The sequence below is a fragment of the Agrobacterium sp. GD03872 genome, from assembly GCF_029840625.1.
Lineage (GTDB): Bacteria > Pseudomonadota > Alphaproteobacteria > Rhizobiales > Rhizobiaceae > Agrobacterium > Agrobacterium fabrum_A.
Genome location: NZ_JAOCCY010000001.1, coordinates 179,697 through 199,804, shown reverse-complemented (window position 1 = coordinate 199,804; position 20,108 = coordinate 179,697). Strand labels below are relative to the sequence as shown.

At 60.6% G+C, this 20,108-nt stretch carries 17 protein-coding genes; 7 read left to right on the top strand and 10 right to left on the bottom strand.

Features of this window, described 5'->3' with window-relative positions:
- Position 1: 1 nt before the first annotated feature.
- From kdpA to N5D22_RS00895, 4 genes are all read right to left on the bottom strand, one after another.
- Positions 2-1,705, bottom strand: coding sequence for a potassium-transporting ATPase subunit KdpA (kdpA, locus tag N5D22_RS00910; RefSeq protein WP_279655666.1), 1,704 nt, complete (start codon positions 1,703-1,705; stop codon positions 2-4).
- A gap of 33 nt (positions 1,706-1,738) precedes the next feature.
- Positions 1,739-1,828, bottom strand: coding sequence for a K(+)-transporting ATPase subunit F (gene kdpF / locus N5D22_RS00905; RefSeq protein WP_279655665.1), 90 nt, complete (start codon positions 1,826-1,828; stop codon positions 1,739-1,741).
- Positions 1,829-2,142: 314 nt separating this feature from the next.
- Complete coding sequence (locus tag N5D22_RS00900; protein WP_279655664.1) at positions 2,143-3,096, bottom strand: asparaginase; 954 nt, start codon at positions 3,094-3,096, stop codon at positions 2,143-2,145.
- Entirely contained in the window at positions 3,093-4,544 is a 1,452-nt protein-coding gene (locus N5D22_RS00895) for an amino acid permease (RefSeq protein WP_279655663.1), read from the bottom strand. Before N5D22_RS00895 ends, N5D22_RS00900 begins: the two co-directional genes overlap by 4 nt.
- Positions 4,545-4,815: 271 nt before the next feature.
- Between N5D22_RS00895 and N5D22_RS00890 the strand changes: the two genes are divergently transcribed.
- A complete protein-coding gene (locus N5D22_RS00890; protein ID WP_279655662.1) occupies positions 4,816-6,243 on the top strand; it encodes an aspartate ammonia-lyase in 1,428 nt (475 codons plus the stop codon).
- Here the strand turns inward: N5D22_RS00890 and N5D22_RS00885 are convergent.
- From N5D22_RS00885 to N5D22_RS00870, 4 genes are all read right to left on the bottom strand, one after another.
- Positions 6,212-6,928, bottom strand: coding sequence for a FadR/GntR family transcriptional regulator (locus N5D22_RS00885; RefSeq protein WP_279655661.1), 717 nt, complete (start codon positions 6,926-6,928; stop codon positions 6,212-6,214). The genes N5D22_RS00890 and N5D22_RS00885 overlap by 32 nt on opposite strands.
- Positions 6,929-7,126: 198 nt before the next feature.
- Positions 7,127-10,198: an efflux RND transporter permease subunit gene (locus N5D22_RS00880; RefSeq protein ID WP_279655660.1), complete on the bottom strand. Its 3,072-nt coding sequence runs from the start codon at positions 10,196-10,198 to the stop codon at positions 7,127-7,129.
- Entirely contained in the window at positions 10,195-11,280 is a 1,086-nt protein-coding gene (locus N5D22_RS00875; RefSeq protein WP_279655659.1) for an efflux RND transporter periplasmic adaptor subunit, read from the bottom strand. The genes N5D22_RS00880 and N5D22_RS00875 overlap by 4 nt, the downstream gene beginning before the upstream one ends.
- Positions 11,280-12,356 (bottom strand): efflux RND transporter periplasmic adaptor subunit, encoded by a 1,077-nt coding sequence (locus N5D22_RS00870; protein ID WP_279655658.1) that lies wholly within the window; start codon positions 12,354-12,356, stop codon positions 11,280-11,282. Before N5D22_RS00870 ends, N5D22_RS00875 begins: the two co-directional genes overlap by 1 nt.
- A 300-nt stretch (positions 12,357-12,656) precedes the next feature.
- Between N5D22_RS00870 and N5D22_RS00865 the strand changes: the two genes are divergently transcribed.
- Positions 12,657-13,271, top strand: coding sequence for a TetR/AcrR family transcriptional regulator (locus tag N5D22_RS00865; protein WP_279655657.1), 615 nt, complete (start codon positions 12,657-12,659; stop codon positions 13,269-13,271).
- 25 nt (positions 13,272-13,296) lie between these two features.
- Here the strand turns inward: N5D22_RS00865 and hutC are convergent, their stop codons facing one another.
- A complete protein-coding gene (gene hutC, locus N5D22_RS00860; RefSeq protein WP_279655656.1) occupies positions 13,297-14,037 on the bottom strand; it encodes a histidine utilization repressor in 741 nt (246 codons plus the stop codon).
- Positions 14,038-14,167: 130 nt separating this feature from the next.
- On the opposite strand from hutC, the gene N5D22_RS00855 reads away from it, so the two are divergent.
- From N5D22_RS00855 to hutH, 5 genes are all read left to right on the top strand, one after another.
- A complete protein-coding gene (locus tag N5D22_RS00855; RefSeq protein ID WP_279655655.1) occupies positions 14,168-14,509 on the top strand; it encodes a hypothetical protein in 342 nt (113 codons plus the stop codon).
- Between the two features lie 99 nt (positions 14,510-14,608).
- On the top strand, positions 14,609-15,646 hold the full coding sequence (locus tag N5D22_RS00850) for an ABC transporter substrate-binding protein (protein WP_279655654.1): 1,038 nt from the start codon (positions 14,609-14,611) through the stop codon (positions 15,644-15,646).
- Between the two features lie 95 nt (positions 15,647-15,741).
- Positions 15,742-16,599: a proline/glycine betaine ABC transporter permease gene (locus N5D22_RS00845; protein WP_279655653.1), complete on the top strand. Its 858-nt coding sequence runs from the start codon at positions 15,742-15,744 to the stop codon at positions 16,597-16,599.
- A complete protein-coding gene (locus tag N5D22_RS00840; RefSeq protein WP_279655652.1) occupies positions 16,592-17,425 on the top strand; it encodes a glycine betaine/L-proline ABC transporter ATP-binding protein in 834 nt (277 codons plus the stop codon). Before N5D22_RS00845 ends, N5D22_RS00840 begins: the two co-directional genes overlap by 8 nt.
- A complete protein-coding gene (gene hutH, locus N5D22_RS00835) occupies positions 17,418-18,926 on the top strand; it encodes a histidine ammonia-lyase (protein WP_279655651.1) in 1,509 nt (502 codons plus the stop codon). Before N5D22_RS00840 ends, hutH begins: the two co-directional genes overlap by 8 nt.
- On the opposite strand, the gene N5D22_RS00830 is transcribed toward hutH, so the two are convergent.
- Positions 18,923-19,963: a LacI family DNA-binding transcriptional regulator gene (locus tag N5D22_RS00830; protein WP_279655650.1), complete on the bottom strand. Its 1,041-nt coding sequence runs from the start codon at positions 19,961-19,963 to the stop codon at positions 18,923-18,925. The genes hutH and N5D22_RS00830 overlap by 4 nt on opposite strands.
- Between the last annotated feature and the right edge of the window lie 145 nt (positions 19,964-20,108).

Genomic DNA, 20,108 nt, shown 5'->3' with positions numbered 1-20,108 from the left:
CTCAGAACAGTTGGCCTGCCGCCATCACCAGATGTTCGGCAACCGGGCCAAGCGCGAGCGCAGGCAGGAAGGTGAGGCCACCGACGATCAGGATCGTGCCGACAAGCAGGCCGACAAAAAGCGGGCCATCGGTCGGGAAGGTGCCGGCAGAGGCCGGAACCGTCTTCTTGGTGACCAGCGAGCCGGCAATGGCGAGCGCTGGAATGATGACCAGAAAACGCCCCATCAACATGCCAAAGCCAAGGGTGATATTGTACCAGGTCGTATTGCCCGTCAGTCCACCGAAGGCCGAACCGTTATTGGCTGCCGCCGAAGTATAGGCATAGAGGATTTCGGAGAAACCATGCGGCCCAGCCGTGCCGATTGACGCGACGGCCGAAGGCAGAACGGTGGCCGTGGCCGTGAAAACCAGCATCGCGAGCGGCAGGCAGAGAATGGCCAGAACCGCCATCTTCATTTCCTTGGCCTCGATCTTCTTGCCGAGATATTCCGGCGTGCGGCCGACCATCAGGCCCGCCACGAAGATGGCGATGACGATGAACAGAAGAATGCCGTAAAAACCCGCGCCGACGCCGCCGACGATGACCTCGCCCAGCTGCATGTTGATGAGGGGGATGAGACCGCCAAGCGCCGTGAAGCTGCCATGCATGGCATTGACCGCGCCGCAGGACGCCGCCGTGGTGATGACCGCAAACAGCGAGGAGAGCGCCAAGCCGAAACGGACTTCCTTGCCTTCCATATTACCGCCGGCAAGACCGAAACTGTGCATCAGCGGATTTCCAGCCGCTTCCGCCCAATAGGTGACGGCGACGCCGGCGATGAACAGCACGCCCATGGCGGCGAGGATCGCCCAGCCCTGGCGCTGGTTGCCGACCATGCGGCCGAAGACATTGGTGAAGGCTGCGCCGATGGCGAAGATCGATACCATCTGAATCAGGTTGGAAATGGCATCGGGGTTTTCGAAGGGATGCGCGGAATTGGCGTTGAAGAAACCGCCGCCATTGGTGCCCAGCATCTTGATCGCCAGCTGCGACGCCACGGGACCGACCGCAATCGTCTGCTGCGCGCCTTCCAGCGTCTGTGCAGTAACATAGGGGCCGAGTGTCTGAGGCACGCCGAGCCACACATAGATGAGGGTCAGCACGATGCAGAGCGGTAGAAGCACGTAGAGCGTCGAGCGGACCATATCCACCCAGAAATTGCCGATGACTTTTCCGGAAGCGCGGGAAAATGCGCGGATCAGGCCCATGGCGATTGCCATGCCTGTCGCGGCGGAAACGAAGTTCTGCACGGTGAGGCCAGCCATCTGGGTCAGATAGGACATGGTGCTTTCGCCGCCATAATTCTGCCAGTTGGTATTGGTGACGAAGCTGACCGCCGTATTGAAGGACAATTCCGGCCCGACGGCCGCCATCCCCTGCGGATTATAGGGCAGCACGGCCTGAAAGCGCATCAGGGCATAAAGCAGGGCAAAACCGAAGAGATTGAAGAGAAGCATGGAGAACGCATAGGTCGTCCAGTGCTGTTCCTCGCGCTTGCTTGTCCCGGCAAGGGCATAAAGGCCGCGCTCGACGGGTGCGAGAACCGGCGAAAGCAGGGTGCGTTCGCCATTAAAGACACGCGCCATATAGAAGCCGAGCGGCTTCACCAGGGCAAAAATGATTCCGCAAAACAGCAGAATCTGAAACCATCCATTGAGGGTCATGGTATTGAACTTTCAATAGCCGCCGCTTCCCGATCAGAAGCGTTCGGGGCGAATGAGAGCGTAAGTGAGATAGGCGGCGATAAAGACGGTGACGGCACCGCCCAAGATATAGTCGAATGTCATCGCAGCCTCCGTCTAAAGCCGGTCGCAGGCGCGCGTATAGGCAAAGCAGAGAGCGAAAAACACCGCCGCCGCGCCGATCAAAACAACATCCATCATCGATGGGACTCCTTTTTCATCTGGGAGCCGGACAGGAAGAAAAGCGCCGTCATGTGGGACGTCGCTTTTCATTCTTTCTGGCTGAGAAGGGAACACCATCCCTTCACGCCGGGAAGAATGCACCCGAACCGCATAAAGGTTCGAGACGGCCGCAGATGGAATAAAATAGGAATCCTATAGGAATTTCGGCGCCCGCTGACGCGGGCACCCGCCGCTTCTTAATGAGGAAGCGGCTCGCCAAAGGCGGACACGATGGTTTCCGCAGGGCTTTTGCCGGCCAGCAGCGCCGCCAGCAGGATGCGGGCCTGGCCCGGGCGAAGCGTGGATGAATGCACGGCACCGGCCGCGACAAGATCATGCCCGCCGCCGCCGCCGCCGTAACTTGCCACGAGGCGTCCTTCCGGCACACGGCTGGAAACGATGACGGGAATACCGCGCTCGGCGCAGCGCTTCACGGCTTCGGCGATACGCGGATTGGCGTTGCCGGAACCAAGCGCGGCAAGCACGATGCCATCGGCACCTGCCGCGATACTCGCGTCGATATGGGTTGCGTCGCAGCCGGGATAGATGGCGACGATATCGATCCTGATCTCATCGACGGGCGCGACGAGATGCGGCGCGGCGGCCTCAATCATCGGTCGCGCCGAGCGGAAAGCGTCGGCTGCATCCGCACTCAGCTTATAAAGCCCCCAGGCCGGCAGACAGCGGCCGCCGAAGGACAGGAGCACGCCTTTTTCGGCATTCGCCTGATCAAGCGCTGTTTCTATCGCCCGGGCCAGATTTGTCGGCCCATCCGCATCCCGATGGTCTGCCGTAAACTGTGCGCCGGTGAAGACCACCGGCTTTTTGATGGCCCGCTGCAAATGCACGAGCAGCGAGGATTCTTCCATGGCGTCGGTGCCATGCAGAACCACGATGCCGGCAACGGCGGGATCATCAAGCTCCATACCCACCGCATCGCTGATGCGCTGCATGTCAGCCAATGTCAGGCTGGAAGAATCCTTCGCCATCAGATCGACGGGCTTCAGCCGGGCGTTTATCTGCGGCACCAGCGCCAGCAGGTCCTCACCCGAAAGGCTGGGCGTGCTCACGCCATCCGCACCACGCCGGCTGGCGATGGTGCCGCCGGTGGCGATGACCGCCACCAGAGGCATAGTGCCCTGCCCGCTCACTGCGATGCTCCCGCACGCTCGGCAGCCAGACGATAGATGCGGTCGCGCAGCAGATACCAGCCGATGACGAGCGCCGGGATGATGACCAGCAGCGAGGCGATGGTCCAGGAACCCACAGGATAGTCGAAGGCCATCAGCACCAATACGCCGAACAGGAAGATGAGCGTGAGAATGCCGGTATAGGGCGCACCGAACATGCGGAAATCCGGACGCACAAGCTCACCGCGGCGGGAGAGCTGCCAGAGTTTCAGCTGGCACAGGACGATGACCGCCCATGCGCAGATGATGCCGAGCGCCGACAGGTTGAGGGCGATCTCGAAGGCGGAGGAGGGAACGACTGCATTCAGCGCCACACCGAGAACGGTGACGACGGCCGTGACCGCAATGCCGCCATAGGGCACGCCATTCTTGTTCATCTTCGCAAGTGCTGCCGGCGCCGAGCCGGAAACCGCCATCGAATGCAGGATGCGGCCGGTGGAATAGAGGCCCGCATTCAGCGAGGACAACACGGCGGTCAAGACGACGAGATTCATGATCACGTCAGCGCCCTGGACGCCGATCGAACCGAAGAAGGTCACGAAGGGGCTCTCGCCAGCCTTGTAGGCGGTGTAGGGCAGAAGCAGCGAAAACAGCAGCACCGAACCGACATAAAAGACCACGAGGCGCAGGACCACGGCGCGGATGGCGCGCGGCATGACCTTGCGCGGGTCTTCGGTTTCACCTGCCGCCGTGCCGATCAGCTCGATCGAGGCATAGGCGAAGACGACGCCTTGAATGATGACGAAGGCTGGCAAAATGCCGTTCGGGAAGAAACCGCCATTGTCGGTGATGATGCTGAAGCCGGTGACGTGGCCTTCGATGGGGGTGCCGAAAATGACGAAATAAATGCCGACCACGAGGAAGATCGCAAGCGCCAGCACCTTGATCAGGCTGAACCAGAATTCAAGTTCGCCGAACACCTTCACCGACAGCATGTTCATCGCCAGTACGACCAGAAGGGCCGTCATAGCAAAAACCCACTGGTCGATGCCCGCCAGCCACGGAACATATTGCTTGAAGAAGTTCATGTAGAGTGCGACGGCGGTCACATCCGCCACCGAGGTCATGGCCCAGTTCAGCCAGTACATCCAGCCAGCCGCGAAGGCCAGCTTCTCGCCGTAGAATTCGCGGGCGTAGGAGACGAAAGAACCGGAGCTCGGACGATGCATGATCAGCTCGCCAAGCGCCCGCAACACCAGAAACGCGAAAAAGCCGCAAAGCGCATAAACGAAGACCAGCGCCGGGCCTGCCTGCGCCAGACGCCCGCCTGCACCGAGGAAAAGCCCGGTGCCGATGGCGCCGCCAATGGCGATCATCTGAATCTGGCGCGGCTTGAGGGCCTTGTGGTAACCGAGATCCTCTTCGATGAAGACCTCGCGTTCGGCGGATGCCGTTTTCCCAGAATGCATGGATATTTATCCTCCCGATAAAGTGCTTGCAGTCGGCGATAAGCCGGAAATGAAAATGAAACTGGCACAGTCCGCGCTGGAATATGGCCAGCATGCATGCTCATGCGCTGTAAAGCTGCATGACAGATTTTGCCCCTCATAATGGCAGATAATGCCGTTCGTCAAGCGTATTTGACATGATTGACCTTCTCCTCCACCCCAATTAAGGTCAAAAAATCTGTAAGACAGCTTTACAGATATAGCAACGCTTAAAAAGCCATTGGAGGAAGAAGTGAGCGTGACGCGCAGGGAGCATGATTTGCTCGGGACGAAGGAAATTCCGGCGGATGTCTATTGGGGCGTGCATACGGCACGCGCGGTGGAGAACTTCAAGATCACCGGGGTGACCATTGGCCACAACCCCTATCTCGTCAGGGGACTGGCCTATGTGAAGGAGGCGGCGGCACGCGCAAATCATGAGCTCGGCCTGCTCGACGCCGAACGTATGGAAGCCATCGCCGCGGCCTGCCGCGAAATCCGCGCCGGCGCACTGCGTGAGCAGTTCGTGGTGGATGAAATCCAGGGCGGCGCCGGCACTTCCACCAACATGAACGCCAATGAGGTCATCGCCAACCGCGCGTTGGAACTGCTTGGCCACGACAAGGGCGATTATGCCCGACTTCACCCCAATGACCACGTTAATCTCAGCCAGTCGACCAACGACGCCTATCCGACGGCGATCAATGTCGGGCTGATCGAGGCCATCGACGATCTGGCGGCTTCCATGGGCGTATTGAAGGACGCTTTCGACCGCAAGGCGCAGGAGTTTGCCGGCTTCATCAAGATCGGCCGCACGCAATTGCAGGACGCCGTGCCGATGACGCTCGGCCAGGAATTCCGCACTTTCGTGGTAATGCTCGGCGAAGATCAGGCCCGCCTGATCGAATCCGCGGCATTGCTGCACGAGATCAACCTCGGCGCCACCGCCATCGGCACCGGGCTGAATGCGCCGCGCGGTTATGCCGAGCTGGCCTGCCAGCACCTGGCGCAGCTGACCGGACGACCGCTGGTGACGGCGGCAGACCTCATCGAGGCAACGCAGGACCCCGGCGCTTTCGTGCATCTCTCCGGCGTGCTGAAACGCGTTGCCGTCAAGCTGTCGAAAACCTGCAACGATCTTCGCCTGCTCTCTTCCGGCCCGCGCGCCGGGATCGGCGAAATCACCCTGCCCTCCGTTCAGGCGGGTTCCAGCATCATGCCCGGCAAGATCAACCCGGTCATTCCCGAAGTGGTCAATCAGGTGGCTTATGCGGTGATCGGCAACGACATCACCATCACCATGGCCGCTGAAGCCGGGCAATTGCAGCTGAACGCCTTCGAGCCGATCATCGTGCGAGCCTTGTCGCAGAGCATCAGCCAGCTCAGCGCCGCCTGCCGTACGCTGGCGGAACGCTGCGTCGAGGGTATCGTCGCCAATCCGGCGATCATGGCGCAGCGCGTGGAAGAATCCATCGGTCTCGCCACCGCGCTCAACCCGCTGATCGGTTATTATGCGGCGACGGAAGTGGCAAAGGAGGCGCTTGCCAGCGGCCGCACCGTGCCGCAGGTGGTTCTGGAACGCGGTTATCTGACAGACGCACAATTGCAGCAGGCGCTGAGCCCGCGGCACCTGGCGAACTTGCCCGCCGTCACGGCTGGCGAAGCCGATCTTCGCCAATGATTGTCGTCACCACCTGCTTCACCTGCCCAAGGTGAAGCTCCATCGCCTCGCGCGCCTCGGGTGCCGAGCCCCGCCGGATCGCCTCTACGATCCGGCGGTGCTCGAAATTCGAGGCGACGCGGCGGCCGGCCATCAGGTTCACCATCTCGGATTGCTGGGATAAGGCCTCGCGGGCGTCGGCCACCACTTTGGCGAACAGCCTGTTGGCCGAAGCTTCCGCAATGGCGCAATGGAATTGCCCATCCAGCAGCACCCAGGGATGCGGCCTTTCTTCGGCTTCCATCCGGTCGCAGAGATCAAGCAGGATTTCCAGCTGCGCATCGGTGCGCCTCAACGCCGCCCAACCGGCCGCCGGCACCTCGATGAAAGGGCGGGCCTCGATCAGATCGCGGGCGGAATAGGCGCCGTAATTCAATTCGGAAGGCGGCGTCGGCGTCATCACATAGGTGCCGCTTCCGGTGCGGGTCTGCGTCAGCCCCAGGGTCTGGAGCGACCGCAGCGCTTCGCGAATGATCGGCCGGCTGACGCCGTATCGTGCTGCCAGATCGGCTTCGGAAGGCAGCCGGGTGCCGACCGCAAGCTGCCCCGAGGTGATGGCGGAACGGATATCATCGAACACCGCTTCTGCGGCATTCTTGCGATTGATCGGCTGCGCATCTGCTAGCCAATCCGACAACCCGCCCATCTTTAAACCCTCCGCATTCTCAATATGTTCGCAATATCAACGCAAAACCAGACAACCGTCCAAACGCAAAAGGACGGCCGCCGCTCTCGCGGCCAAGCCGACCTTCCTAACATTATCCTGCCCATGGGAACAACGACGGCGGATATTTTTGTTGGGGCGAGGGTGCGGTATCACCGCACCCTCGCCCCGCGTCAGATATTACGCCTTGATTTCCGCTGCCTCCGGCTTGTCATCCTCACGCGGAATGCGGAACCACGCGACATAGAGCGCCGGCAGGAAAAGCAGGGTAAGCGCCGTGCCAACCACGATGCCGCCCATCATCGCATAGGCCATTGGACCCCAGAAGATTTCCCTCGATATGGGGATGAGGGCAAGCGTGGCCGCCGCCGCCGTCAGCATGATCGGCCGCATGCGGTGCTCGGTCGCCTCGATGACGGCACGCCATGCCGAGACCCCTTCGCTTCTCAGATGCTCGATCTGCACGACGAGGATGACCGAGTTGCGGATCAGGATGCCGATCAGCGCCAGCACGCCGAGAATGGCGACAAAGCCCATCGGCGCATTGGAGAAGAGCAACGCCACCACGACGCCTATCAAGGCAGTGGGCGCGACGGCGAAGACCAGGAAGAGCCGGCTGAAGCTTTGCAGCTGAACCATCAGGATCGTCGCCATCGCAAACAGCATCATGGGCACCACGGCGACGATCGGAGCCTGGGAATCCGCGCTGGACTCCACAGAGCCGCCGACTTCCAACCTGTAACCGACGGGAAGCGTCTTCTCGAAAGCCTCCAGTTTCGGCTTCAGCTGCTCCACGATCGTGGCCGGCTGGGTCGGGCCGATAATGGCAGCCTTGACGGTGACCGTCGGAATCCTGTCACGACGCCAGATGGTCGGCTGCTCCAGCTCGTAGCGGAAATTGGCAATCGCCGAGAGCGGCACGGCCTTGCCGTTGGTTGCCGGCAATTGCAGGTTCTGCAAGGTCTCGATGGAGCCGCGCTCCGAAAGCTGCGCCCGCGCCACCACGTTGACGAGGTAGATATCGTCTCTCACCTGGGTGACGGTGGATCCTTCGACAATGCTGTTCATGGCATTGGCGATGTCTTCCGACGAGACGCCGAGCTGGCGGGCCTTGTCCTGGATGACATCGACCTTGACCACCCGTGTCGGCTCGTTCCAGTCCATGACCAGGTTGGATAGCAGCCGGTGTTCGCCGACGATGCCCGACAATTGCTGCCCGAGTTCACGCACCTTCTGGATGTCAGGACCGCTCAGGCGATATTGTACCGGTTTTCCGACCGGCGGACCGATATCGAGCAGTTTCACGAAGGCGTCGGTGCCGATGAATGTTTTGTTCAGATAGTCCTGCAACTCGGCGCGCACCTTGTCGCGCACATCCAGCCCCTTGGTCACGATGACCGTCTGGCCGAAGGTGACGTCAGGCGTCTGCACGTCGAAGGACAGGATGAAACGCGGCGCGCCTTCGCCGACATAGGTTGTCCAATGGTCGATATCCGGATTCTTGGCGAGCATCTCCTGCTCGAACTGCGCCATCTGCCGGTTGGTTTCGGCAATGGAACTGTTCTGCGGCAGGTTCCAGTCAACAATCAGCTCCACACGGTCGGATGACGGGAAGAACTGCTGCTGCACAAGTCTCATGCCGCCGACGGAAAGGCCGAACAGCGCGATAGTGAGGATAATTGTCACCCAGCGCCAGCGCAGCGCCCGGCCGAGAAGCCACGAAAAGGCGGAGGCAAAGCGGCCCTTTTTCTCATGGTGCGATTTCATCGTCTTCGGCAGGATCGTCACACCGAGCAACGGCGTGAACAGGACCGCGACGATCCATGACACGATCAGCGAAACGGCGATCACCACAAAAAGCGTGAAGGTGAATTCACCCGCCGCGCTGTTGTTGAGACCGACCGGAATGAAACCGGCAACCGTGACCAGCGTACCGGTCAGCATCGGGAAAGCGGTCGAGGTGTAAACATAGGTCGCCGCTTTCCTGAGATCGTCACCGACCTCAAGCCGCGCGACCATCATCTCGACGGCGATCATCGCATCGTCGACCAGGAGCCCGAGCGCGATGATGAGGGCGCCCAGAGAGATACGCTGCAAGGAAATGCCGGTATATTCCATGTAGACGAAGGTGATCGCCAGCACGAGCGGAATGGAAACGGCAACCACCATGCCGGCCCTGAGGCCAAGGCTGATGAAGCTGATGACGAGAACGATGGCGATGGCCTCGAACAGCGCCGAGGTGAAGCCGGAGACCGCCTCATCGACCACGGCCGGCTGATCGGACACGCGGTGCACATCGACACCAACGGGCAGATCCGCCACCACGCGCTTCATCTCCGCATCCAGCGCCTCGCCGAAGTGCAGCAGGTTAGCGCCGGTTTTCATGCCGATCGCAAGGCCAATGGCCGGCTGGCCGTTAAAACGGAACAGCGATGACGGCGGATCGACATAACCGCGCCGGATCGTCGCCACTTCCGTCAGCGGGAAGAACCGGTTGTTGACCCGTAGATTGATGGACCGCAGGCTGTCTTCCGAGGTGAACTGACCGCTGACGCGCAGCGCCACACGCTCGGGCCCGGCATTAACGAAGCCGGACTGCGTGACGGCGTTCTGGGATTGCAGGGTCTTGATGATCGACTGCTGATCGATGCCGAGCGCCGCGATCTGCCGCGTGGAAAACTCCAGATAGATCGTCTCGTCCTGCGCGCCGATGACATCGACCTTGCCGATATTGTCGACAGTCAGCACCTTTGCGCGGGCGTCTTCCACCAGATCGCGCAATTGCCGCTGGCTGAGACCATCGCTGGTGAAGGCGTAGATATTGCCATAGACATCGCCGAAACGGTCATTAAAGAAGGGGCCGACGACGCCGGAGGGGAACTCGCCCTTGATGTCGCCGATCATGTTGCGCACCCGCACCCAGGTCGGCTCGACATTGCGCGCCTTGGTTTCCGGCACCAGTTCCACAAAGATTGTCGTGCGGCCGGCCACCGTCTGGCTGCGCAGATGGTCGAGATTGTCGAGCTCCTCGAGCTTCTTCTCGATCCTGTCGGTCACCTGCCGGGCCACTTCCTCCGCCGAAGCGCCAGGCCATTGCGCGCTGATCACCATCGTCTTGATGGTGAAATTCGGATCTTCCTCACGACCAAGGTTGAGATAGGAAAAAACGCCGGCAAGAACGAAGACCAGCATGAAGTACCAGACAAGCGAACGGTGTTCGAGCGCCCAGTCGGAAAGGTTGAATTTCTTCACTGACGGACCTCCTGATCGATCCTGATGGCCTGTCCATCCTTGAGCTTGTGAACGCCGGCGCTTGCGACACGCTCGCCGGGCTTGACGCCGCCGGTGATGCGCACGCTGCCGCCCTCAGTCGGCTCGCCCTCCATCGTGACGGGACGGAAGGTCACCGTTGCCGTATCGGCATTAACGATCCAGACACCCCAGCCACTGTCGGTTTTCAGAAGGGCGGATGAAGGCAGCATGATCTGCGGTTCGGATGCGGCAAGCACCGAGGCCGTGACGACGGAACCCAGCCGGAATGTCGGCGGCGCATCCTGCAGGCTGATTTTCGTGCGGCGGGTACGCGTCGCCGTTTCAGCTTCCGGGGCGATCTCGCGCACAACGCCGGTGGTGCGGATTTTCGGATCGAGCTGCAGGGCGATCTCGAAGGCGGAACCGATCTCCAGCCGCTGCGCCGCAAATTGCGGAACATCGACCACCACGTCGCGCACTTCCGGCCGGGCGATGGTCACCACCGTCTGGCCGGCCGAGACGACCTGGCCGATTTCGCCTGACGTGGCGGTCACCACGCCGTCAAATTCCGCATGGAGCTGCGCATAACCAAGCTGCTCCTCGGCCTTGTCGAGATTGGCGCGGGCCTTGGCGACGGCGGCATTGGCGGTGCGTGTCGCCTGTTCGGCCTCTTCCAGCGCGGCTTCCGTGCCGCTGCGGGCTTCAGCCAGGACGCGCTGGCGCTGTTCGGTCGTGACCGCATTGGCAAGCTGCGCTTCCGTATTGGAAAGATCGGACTGCGCGCTCTTCACCGCAAGCTCGAGCGCCAGCGGATCAATTGACGCCACGACATCGCCTTTCTTGACCAGATCAGCCACATCGACATTGCGGGCGATGATGCGGCCGAGAACACGAAAGCCGAGATCGGTCTGAATGCGCGATTCCACCGTGCCGGTCAGACGCAGCGCATCCGCCGACTTCTCTTCCACGACGACGGAAAGAACCGGACGCGGGGCTTCAGCGGCTGCTTCCTGCTTTTCCTGGCAGGAGGAAACCGCAACCGCAACGGCCACCAAAAACAAGCTTCTGTATATACTGGACATTATTGTGCCTGCCCCTTTTCATAGGCCACCTTTTCACCGGTGCGGAGAAACTTGGTGCCGCCGGTGACCACGAGATCGCCGGGATTAAGCCCTTCCGCGACGACAAATTGGCCGGTTTCGTAGTCGGCGACCTCGATCCGGCGCATGGCGACTTCCGCAGACTGCGGATCGACCAGCCAGACCGCCGGGCGGCCATCCTGCGATGTCATCGCCGACCACGGAAGCTCAATGGCATCGACCTGCCTGAAACGGAAATGGCCGGATACGGGGGCGCCGAGCGGCATGGTGAGATCGCCGTTCAGGCCTACCTTGACCCGGATCGTCCCATTGTCCGGATCGATCGTCGGGGAAATCTCCCGCACCGGTGCCGCAACGCTGCGGGTCGGATCCGAGAGAAGGCTGACATTGACGAGATTGTCGACATCACGTTCCAGGAAGAGGGATTCATAAACGTCGAAAACCGCATCACGCGGCCCATCATGCGCCAGCGTGAAAACGAGCTGGGCCGCCTGCGCGACCTGGCCGACTTCAACATTGCGCGCCGTGATCACACCATCGGCATCGGCCCTAAGTTCGGTATAGGAGAGCGCATCGCGCGCCGTATCGAGCTGCGCCTGCGCCGATCTCACCGCTCCTTGGGTGGTGAGCAGGGTTTCCTGGGCCTTGTCGACCGCCGAGCGCGAGGTGACCTGCGTCTTGAAGAGGCTTTGCTGACGGTCGAATGTCAATTGCGCCTGCGTCTGCTGCGCTTCCGCAGATTGCAGGTTGGCGAGCGCAACATCGAGATCGGCCTTCTGCTCTTCAGGATCCATGCGGGCAAGCAATTGCCCGGTCTTGACCCGCGCTCCCACATCCACCAGCCGCTCGGTGATCTTGCCGCTGACCCGGAAAGACAGGTCCGTCTGGACCCTTGCCCTCACTTCACCCGTTATGACACTGCCGCGATCGACGGGCTTCTTTTCAGCCGCGATTACATCGACGGTGCGCAGCGGCTTTTCCGCAGGCGGCTCTTCATTGCTGCAGGACGACAGGGCGAAAATGCCGCCAAGCGCCGCCGCGATAAGGATGGTTTTCATGGTGACCTCTTGATCTTCGCCTCATCCTATAATATTTGACTAACTGAATAGTCAATGAATTATTGTGCCGCCGATCGGGAATCTGTCCGGGGTATCGAGCCAGTTTCCCGACTGATCGTTCCCATTCGTCCGGCACATCCCTGCGGGCGCATCGGCAATGTTCCGGCATGATAGGGCATGCGCGCCTTCGCAAAAATCCGTTCCGGTTTTTGCGCCGGTGCTATAGGCAGACCATCTCTCATTTCCGCCAATCGCGACGGACAGAAGGGCACGCGCCGAAAAACAAAGGAATCCGGGGCCATGGCGAAAGTAAAACTGACACGTGCTGAGCAGAAGATACAACGTCCGTTGCAAATTCTCGATGCCGCATTCGAGGAATTTACAAAAAGGGGATTTACCGCAACGCGTGTAGAGGACATCGCCGAGCGGGTGGGCGTGACGAAAGGGACGGTCTACGTCTATTTCGAAACCAAGGAGGCCCTCTTCGAGGCCATGGTCAAGCACGCCTCCCAGCCATTCCAGGATGCTTTCAAGGCCTATGCGCATACATCCGACGACCCCGTCGAGGAGCTGCGCCTGCTACTGGAATTTCTGTTCGACGCACTTGTCGACAACAAGAAGATGCGGGAGCTGTTCCGTCTGATCCTTGCGGAAGGCGCAAAATTCCCCGATCTCATCGACCAGCATCATGACACCTTGATGGCGCCGGTCTTTGCGCGCATCGATGCGATCCTCGAGGAGGGCGTGGCGAAAAAAAGGTTCAGGGCCACCCCCCCCGAACTCGCCAAAGTCGTGATGTCGCCCATGGTCGGTACATTGGTGTTTCGGCTGATCTTCAACGACCGGCGCATTCTGGACAGGCAGGCCGTTCTGAAGATTCATCTCGAACTGATCATGCGCGGGCTGCTGGCATAGGCGTCATTACAGGCGTAGCAGACCTCTATTCCTGACTTTCGAGCCGGTATCGGGAGCCGGGATATAGAAGCCGCACGGACGTGACCGCACGGCTCGATGACCAGGTTCGACGGCGCACAAGAAGGCAGGGCTCGTTTCGACTGATCGCCATCAATTTGCACTCCCAGGGCTGCGGCGACGCCGCCTCGATGAATTGCTCGGTCCGGGAAATGGGCGCGGCCGCCGTCAGATAGGCATTCGGCGTGAGCGTATTGAAATCCTGCATCAGATAATCCGGAGCAATCTCCGCATTGACGAAGCGATCTTCGAGCTGGATCGGCACGTCATCTTCGTGATGAACGATGATGGAGTGAAAAACCTTCGCGCCCACGGCGATCTCCAGCGCCGTTGCGAGATCCGGGCCGCAAACTTCCGTCTGCGCGAGGATGAGGCTCGGCCGATGGGTTGAACCGCGCTCCTTGATCTCGTCGGCGATGTTACGCACGCCCATCATGCCGGCGCTGCGCTTTTTCGGGGCGACAAACGACCCGCGCCCCTGCACGCGAACGATCACCCCCTCGGTTGCCAGCTCCCGCAAGGCACGATTTGCCGTCATGCGGCTGACACCCAGCATATCGACCATCTCGTTTTCGGAGGGTACCCTGTGGTTCGTCAACCACTCCCCGCTGGCGATCTTTTCCTTGATCTGTTCTTTCACCCGCTCATACAGCGGCAGGGAGGAGCGATCACCCGAGACAGAAAACTCGCTTTCGATGGCGGGCAGCATTAAAACTCCTAAAAATCGGGCGACTGCACAAAACGCAGCCAGAATCCGCGCAAGCACAAAATTATCACATCCTATCTTGCTTGTCTTTCGCAAATGTGTGAAGTTACATATACAACTTGAGGGGAAAATAATGGCGAGCGACGACTCGATCTCTGGCAGCCGCAAGTCTCCCGCCAACAGTCGGGGCGATATTCAAATGCTCGCCCAGCGCAAGGGCAGCGCCTGCCATGTCGAAGCCAAAGCCGTATTTGATCGCTCGCGTGAGCAATATGCGCCGACAGATCGCCCTTTTCTAAACCTGCCAGCCGCTGACGCCCTGGACTCAACGTCGCAGAGGAGCGCGGACCACAGGGATTTTTCAAAGTTGTATAGTGAACTTCCGGCACATCGCTGCAAGGTGAATATCGAATTCCATATTGATTCGATGAGCGTGCAGCCACCGATTTCGACGGGATATGAAATGCACCGATGACGACCGGGCTCAGGGGTCAATAGCTGCCCAGAGCGCCCGGCTGAAACCATAAAACGCATGCCAGCAACTTGCCAATCATCAAACCAAAAGGGGAATGCAATGCTGAATTCAAAACTGAAAATCGCGCTGGCCACCACCGCGCTCATCATGGGAGCTTCCGCAGGCGCCGCCAGGGCGGAAGGCTATTGCAGCGCCGGAAAGACCATCACCTTCGCCGGCATCGACTGGGAAAGCGGCGCTTTCATCACGGAAGTCATGAAGGAAATCTTTTCCAAGGGCTACGATTGCAAGGTCGATTCCATTCCCGGAAACTCCGTGACGCTGGAACAGGCGACCGCCAACAATGACGTGCAGATCTTCGCTGAAGAATGGATCGGCCGCTCCGACGTCTGGAACAAGGCTGCGGAAGCAGGCCAGGTAACATCGGTCGGCAAGACCTTCGTTGGCGCCGCCGAGGGCTGGTTCGTGCCGGAATATCTGATCAAGGGCGACGCCGCAAAAGGCATTGAAGCCAAGGCTCCGGACCTGAAGAGCGTCGACCAGCTCTCCGATCCGAAGATCGTCGAACTGTTCAAGGACCCGGAGGAGCCCACCAAGGGCCGCTTCCTCAATTGCCCGTCGGGCTGGACCTGCGAAGGCGTCAATACCGCAAAACTGCAGGCCTACAAGCTGGAAGGAAACTATGTGAACTTCCGCCCCGGCACCGGCACCGCTCTCGATGCCGCAATCGCCGCCGGCTATCTCCAGGGCGAGCCGATGTTGTTCTACTACTGGAGCCCGACGGCAATCATGGGCAAATACAAGCTCGTCCAGCTGCAGGAGCCGGCCTATAGCGACGCCTGCTGGAAGGAACTGACCAGCGCCGATGGAAAACGCGATGCCGGTTGCGCCTTCCCCTCCGTCGAGGTGGCCTATGGCGTGAACAGCACCTTCGCCAAGGAAGCGCCTGAGATCATCGCCATCCTTGAAAAGGCGACGTTCCCGCTGGAAGAGATCAATTCCAGCCTCGCCTATATGACCGACAAGCAGGTCGACGCGACAGCTGCCGCCAAGACCTTCCTTCAGACCAAGGCCGATATCTGGGGCGGCTGGGTTTCTGCGGACGCCAAGGCGCGTATCGAAGCCGCCGTCAAGTAAACATCGCAGGCGCGCCGGGTTTTCGGCGCGCATTTTCCCGTCAGGACAGGGGCCGGTTCCCGGAAATGGGGTCGGCAGGCGCGAGGACTAGACCAATGTTTCCTGAAGTTTTCCATATTTCCATCCGAGGTCCGATCAATGAGATCGTGCGCTCTCTGGTGGTGAATTACGGCTCCGTTTTCAAGGCGATCTCGCAGACGATCCTGCAGGCGATCCTTTTCGTGGAATGGGTGCTGCGCGGCCTGCCGTGGTGGGCCGTTTTTCTGGTCTTCCTGGTGCTGGCCTGGTTCGCGGCGAAAAAGATTTCGCTCGTCATCATGGTGGCGGTGATGCTTTTCATCGTCGGTGCGCTCGGTCTCTGGGACCTGACGATGCAGACGCTGGCGCTGATGCTGATTGCCAGCCTCATCTCCATCGTCATCGGTGTGCCCATGGGTATCCTGCTTGCCAAAAGCGAGTGGGCGCGGCGCATCACGCTGCCGGTGCTCGACGTCATGCAGACCATGCCGAGCTTTGTCTATCTCATCCCGGCCATCATGCTTTTCGGCCTCGGCAAAGTCCCGGCCGTGCTCGCCACCATTGTTTATGCCGTGCCGCCGCTGATCCGCCTGACCGATCTCGGCATCCGGCAGGTAGACCGGGAAGTGGTGGAGGCGGCGACCGCCTTTGGCGGCAGCCCGCGACAAATCCTCTTCGGCGTCGAATTGCCACTCGCCACACCCACGATCATGGCCGGTCTCAACCAGACGATCATGATGGCGCTCTCCATGGTCGTCGTCGCCTCGATGATCGGTGCGCGCGGTCTTGGCGAGCAGGTGCTGAACGGCATCCAGACGCTCGATGTCGGCAAGGGCCTCGAAGCAGGCCTCGGCATCGTTATTCTCGCAATCGTGCTCGATCGTATCACCCAGGGTTTTGGCCGATCCAGCCGGAAGGAAATGGGCAATGACTGATATCCATATCCGAAACGTGTCCAAGATCTTCGGCGGCAACTGGAAGGCTGCGCTCGCCATGGCGCAGCAGGGCGCGGAAAAGAGCGACATCCTGGCGAAAACGGGATGCAGCGTCGGTCTCGACAATGTCAGCCTCGATATAGCCGGCGGCCGCATTTTCGTTATCATGGGCCTTTCCGGCTCCGGCAAATCGACGCTGGTGCGCCACATCAATCGCCTGATCGAGCCGACAAGCGGCGAGATTCTCGTCGGAGACGACAATGTTCTTGCACTGAAGCCGAAGGATCTGCGCGATTTCCGCAACCGGCGCGTCAGCATGGTGTTCCAGAATTTCGGCCTGATGCCGCACCGCACCGTGTTGCAGAATGTCGTTTATGGCCAGCGCGTGCGCGGGCTGACCAAGGCCGATGCGCGGCCCATCGGCATGAAATGGATCGAGACCGTCGGTCTTGCCGGTTATGAGGACAAGTTTCCTCACCAGCTTTCCGGTGGCATGAAACAGCGCGTCGGCCTCGCCCGGGCATTGGCCGCCGATACCGACGTCATCCTGATGGACGAGGCCTTTTCGGCGCTCGACCCGCTGATCCGCGCCGACATGCAGGACCAGTTGCTGCAGCTCGAAAAGAACCTGCACAAGACCATCGTCTTCATCACCCACGATCTCGACGAGGCGCTCCGCATCGGCGCGCAGATCGCCATCCTGAAGGATGGCAAGCTGGTGCAGGTGGGAACGCCGGACCAGATTCTCAACAGCCCCGCAAACGACTATGTCGCCCGTTTCGTCGAGCGCCGCGCGGGTGCGGGAGGAGAAAGCCAGCATGGCTGATACGATCACCATCGATCGCCCCCTCACCTGGCGGCAGATTGCCGCTGTTGCGAAGGGCGCAGCTCTCGCCCTGTCGGATACGACATGGCAGCATATTGCCGAAGCCCGCGCCATCGTCGACGCGCTCGTCGAAAAACGGGTTCGCGGTTATGGCATCAATACGGGTGTCGGCGCGCTCTGCGATGTGATCGTGGATATTCCCCAGCAGCAGGCCCTCTCCCGCAACATACTGCTCAGCCATTCCTGCGGCGTCGGCGAACCGCTCGGGCGCGAAGAAACGCGTGCCATCATGGCCGCCCAGATCAACAATTTCGCGCATGGTTACTCCGGCGTGCAGGTGGAGACAGTGAAAACCCTGCTGGCTCTGCTAAATGGCGATATTCTTCCCGTCATTCCCTCGAAGGGTTCGGTGGGATACCTCACCCACGCCGCAGCCATAGGCCTCGTCCTGATCGGCGAGGGCCTGGCCCGTCACGGAAACGAATTGATCAGCGGCAGGCAGGGGCTCGACAAGCTCGGCCTCGAACCCATGGTTCTGCGGGCAAAGGAAGGGCTGAGCCTCGTCAACGGCACGCCCTGCGCCACCGGCCTCGCCAGCCTCGCGCTTGCCCGCACGACCTCCCTGCTTGACTGGGCCGATGCAGCAGCCGCGATGAGCTACGAAAACCTTGGCGCCCAGGCGGATCCCTTCGCCGCAGGACCGCTTGCGCTGCGCAGCTCGCCCGGCATCCAGACCGTCGGCGAGAACCTGCGCCATATTTTGGCGGCAAGCCCGCTTCTTGCCCGCTCGGCCGGATCTCGCACGCAGGATCCGCTCAGCCTGCGCGCCGTACCGCAGGTGCACGGCGCCGTGCGGGATAGCATCGCGCACATTGCCGACGTCGTAAACCGCGAGCTTTCAAGCGTCACGGACAACCCGGTCGTGGACGGCACCCCGCAGGCGCCCGAGGTCCATTCGCAGGCCCATGCCGTCGGTGCCGCACTCGCGCTCGCCATGGATGGGCTGGCAACGGCCGCGGCCGAACTTGCAGCAATTTCCGAGCGTCGTATCGACCGGCTCGTCAATCCGCTTGTCAGCGGGCTGCCTGCCTTTCTCGCGGAAAGTGACGGTGTCTGTTCCGGTTTCATGATCATCCAGTACACGGCGGCAGCGCTTGCCGCGGAAAACCGTCGCCTCGCCGCCCCCGCCAGCCTTGATGGCGGCATCACCTCCGCGTTGCAGGAGGATATACTGACGCACGCCACTGCCGCCGCCGACAAGACGCTTTCGATTATCGGTAATCTCGAAACCATCCTCGCAATCGAGATCATGAGTGCGGCGCAGGCTTACGACATGCAGCCAGACCAGGCCGGTCGTGCGCCCGGCACCGATGCGCTTTACCGGCGTGTACGAACGAGGGCGCCGTTTTACCGCGACGACCGACCGCTCAACGCTGTGCTGACCGCGGTGCGGGACATGCTGCAAACGGAGCAGGCGGATGCCGGGGTCTCGGCGCCCTAGGTCCAGATGCTTTCGGGCGTCAGTATTTCGAAGGGAACGATCCGCTGTTCGACAGAGGATGAATCCCCGTTTTCGATGCGCCGTAACATGACGTCGATCAATTGTTGCGGCATCCTGTCGAGGGGCAGCGGCAGTGAAGCGGTAATCAGCCCCTGGTTCAGGCCCTTGCGTGTTTCCGGACCGATATCGTTGCAGACGATTTTTATATTGTGCTGCTTCTCTGCGGGCAGCTCCCTGAGCGCGCGCAGAACACCCGATATGCCGCCGCCATTGACATAAATTCCCCTGAGGCCGGGTTCACCAGCAATCATGTCCCGGACGATGACATAGGCATTTTCCGGTTCCTCATGGGTCAGCAATGTTTCCGCCACCTGAAGTTCAGGCGTATTTTCACGCATGTAGGAGCGGAAACTGGCGTCCGAAACATCCTGGCACTGATACCGGTTGCTGCCGATCAGCGGCACCACCATTCCCTCGCCCTTTACCGTCTGACTGAGAAACCATGCCGCCGTGCGGCCGCGTTTCCAGCTGTCGGTGCCGACAAAGCCCGCCCGGCTCGCCGCAGAGAGATCGGAAACGTAGGTGACAACCGGAACGCCCCTGCCCCGCAACTCATCAATCGCCTGGCTGACGAGCGGATGATCGGCCGTCACCACCGCGATTGCGCCGCAGGATTGTCCCATCTTCAGAAGGTTGGCGGAAACCGCTTCCGGTGAAAGATCGTCCTCGAAAACGACATCGGGCTCGATGACGCTGTCCGGCCTCTGGCGGGCGGCCGCCACGATCCCCTCCGCCCAAAGCCGGTAGAGCGGCCGATGGGATTGCTGTAGCAGAAAGCCGAGCCTGTAGTGAGGCATGGCCTCACGCCGGCGATCCTTGATGGTGCCGAGACCATAAAAACCGATCTCCTCCGCCGCCTTGAGTATCTGGTCGATCGTGTCCTGGCGCACGGCGGTTGAGCCGTGCAGCAGCCGGTTGACCGTGGAGATGCTGACGCCGGCAGCTTTCGCAAGATCGGTAATGGTCGGTCGGTTCATGACGCCTCACAATCGTGTCATCCTTGAATGACACGAAATGATATTAAATGCAACATTAAATGAAATATAAATTCCATTCCTACGAAAATGAAAGATATAAATTATTCCGTCATCAGGGCCCGTCGGGAGAATGGGCAGGGAGGAA

Bases quoted from the DNA above. Each gene is read 5' to 3' on its own strand.
- N5D22_RS00895 (WP_279655663.1), bottom strand. From the start codon at position 4,544: ATGCATTCTGGGAAAACGGCATCCGCCGAACGCGAGGTCTTCATCGAA.
- kdpF (WP_279655665.1), bottom strand. From the start codon at position 1,828: ATGACATTCGACTATATCTTGGGCGGTGCCGTCACCGTCTTTATCGCC.
- N5D22_RS00855 (WP_279655655.1), top strand. From the start codon at position 14,168: ATGGCGAGCGACGACTCGATCTCTGGCAGCCGCAAGTCTCCCGCCAAC.
- N5D22_RS00845 (WP_279655653.1), top strand. From the start codon at position 15,742: ATGTTTCCTGAAGTTTTCCATATTTCCATCCGAGGTCCGATCAATGAG.
- hutC (WP_279655656.1), bottom strand. From the start codon at position 14,037: ATGCTGCCCGCCATCGAAAGCGAGTTTTCTGTCTCGGGTGATCGCTCC.
- N5D22_RS00865 (WP_279655657.1), top strand. From the start codon at position 12,657: ATGGCGAAAGTAAAACTGACACGTGCTGAGCAGAAGATACAACGTCCG.
- N5D22_RS00830 (WP_279655650.1), bottom strand. From the start codon at position 19,963: ATGAACCGACCGACCATTACCGATCTTGCGAAAGCTGCCGGCGTCAGC.
- N5D22_RS00840 (WP_279655652.1), top strand. From the start codon at position 16,592: ATGACTGATATCCATATCCGAAACGTGTCCAAGATCTTCGGCGGCAAC.
- N5D22_RS00885 (WP_279655661.1), bottom strand. From the start codon at position 6,928: ATGGGCGGGTTGTCGGATTGGCTAGCAGATGCGCAGCCGATCAATCGC.
- N5D22_RS00850 (WP_279655654.1), top strand. From the start codon at position 14,609: ATGCTGAATTCAAAACTGAAAATCGCGCTGGCCACCACCGCGCTCATC.
- N5D22_RS00875 (WP_279655659.1), bottom strand. From the start codon at position 11,280: ATGTCCAGTATATACAGAAGCTTGTTTTTGGTGGCCGTTGCGGTTGCG.
- kdpA (WP_279655666.1), bottom strand. From the start codon at position 1,705: ATGACCCTCAATGGATGGTTTCAGATTCTGCTGTTTTGCGGAATCATT.
- hutH (WP_279655651.1), top strand. From the start codon at position 17,418: ATGGCTGATACGATCACCATCGATCGCCCCCTCACCTGGCGGCAGATT.
- N5D22_RS00870 (WP_279655658.1), bottom strand. From the start codon at position 12,356: ATGAAAACCATCCTTATCGCGGCGGCGCTTGGCGGCATTTTCGCCCTG.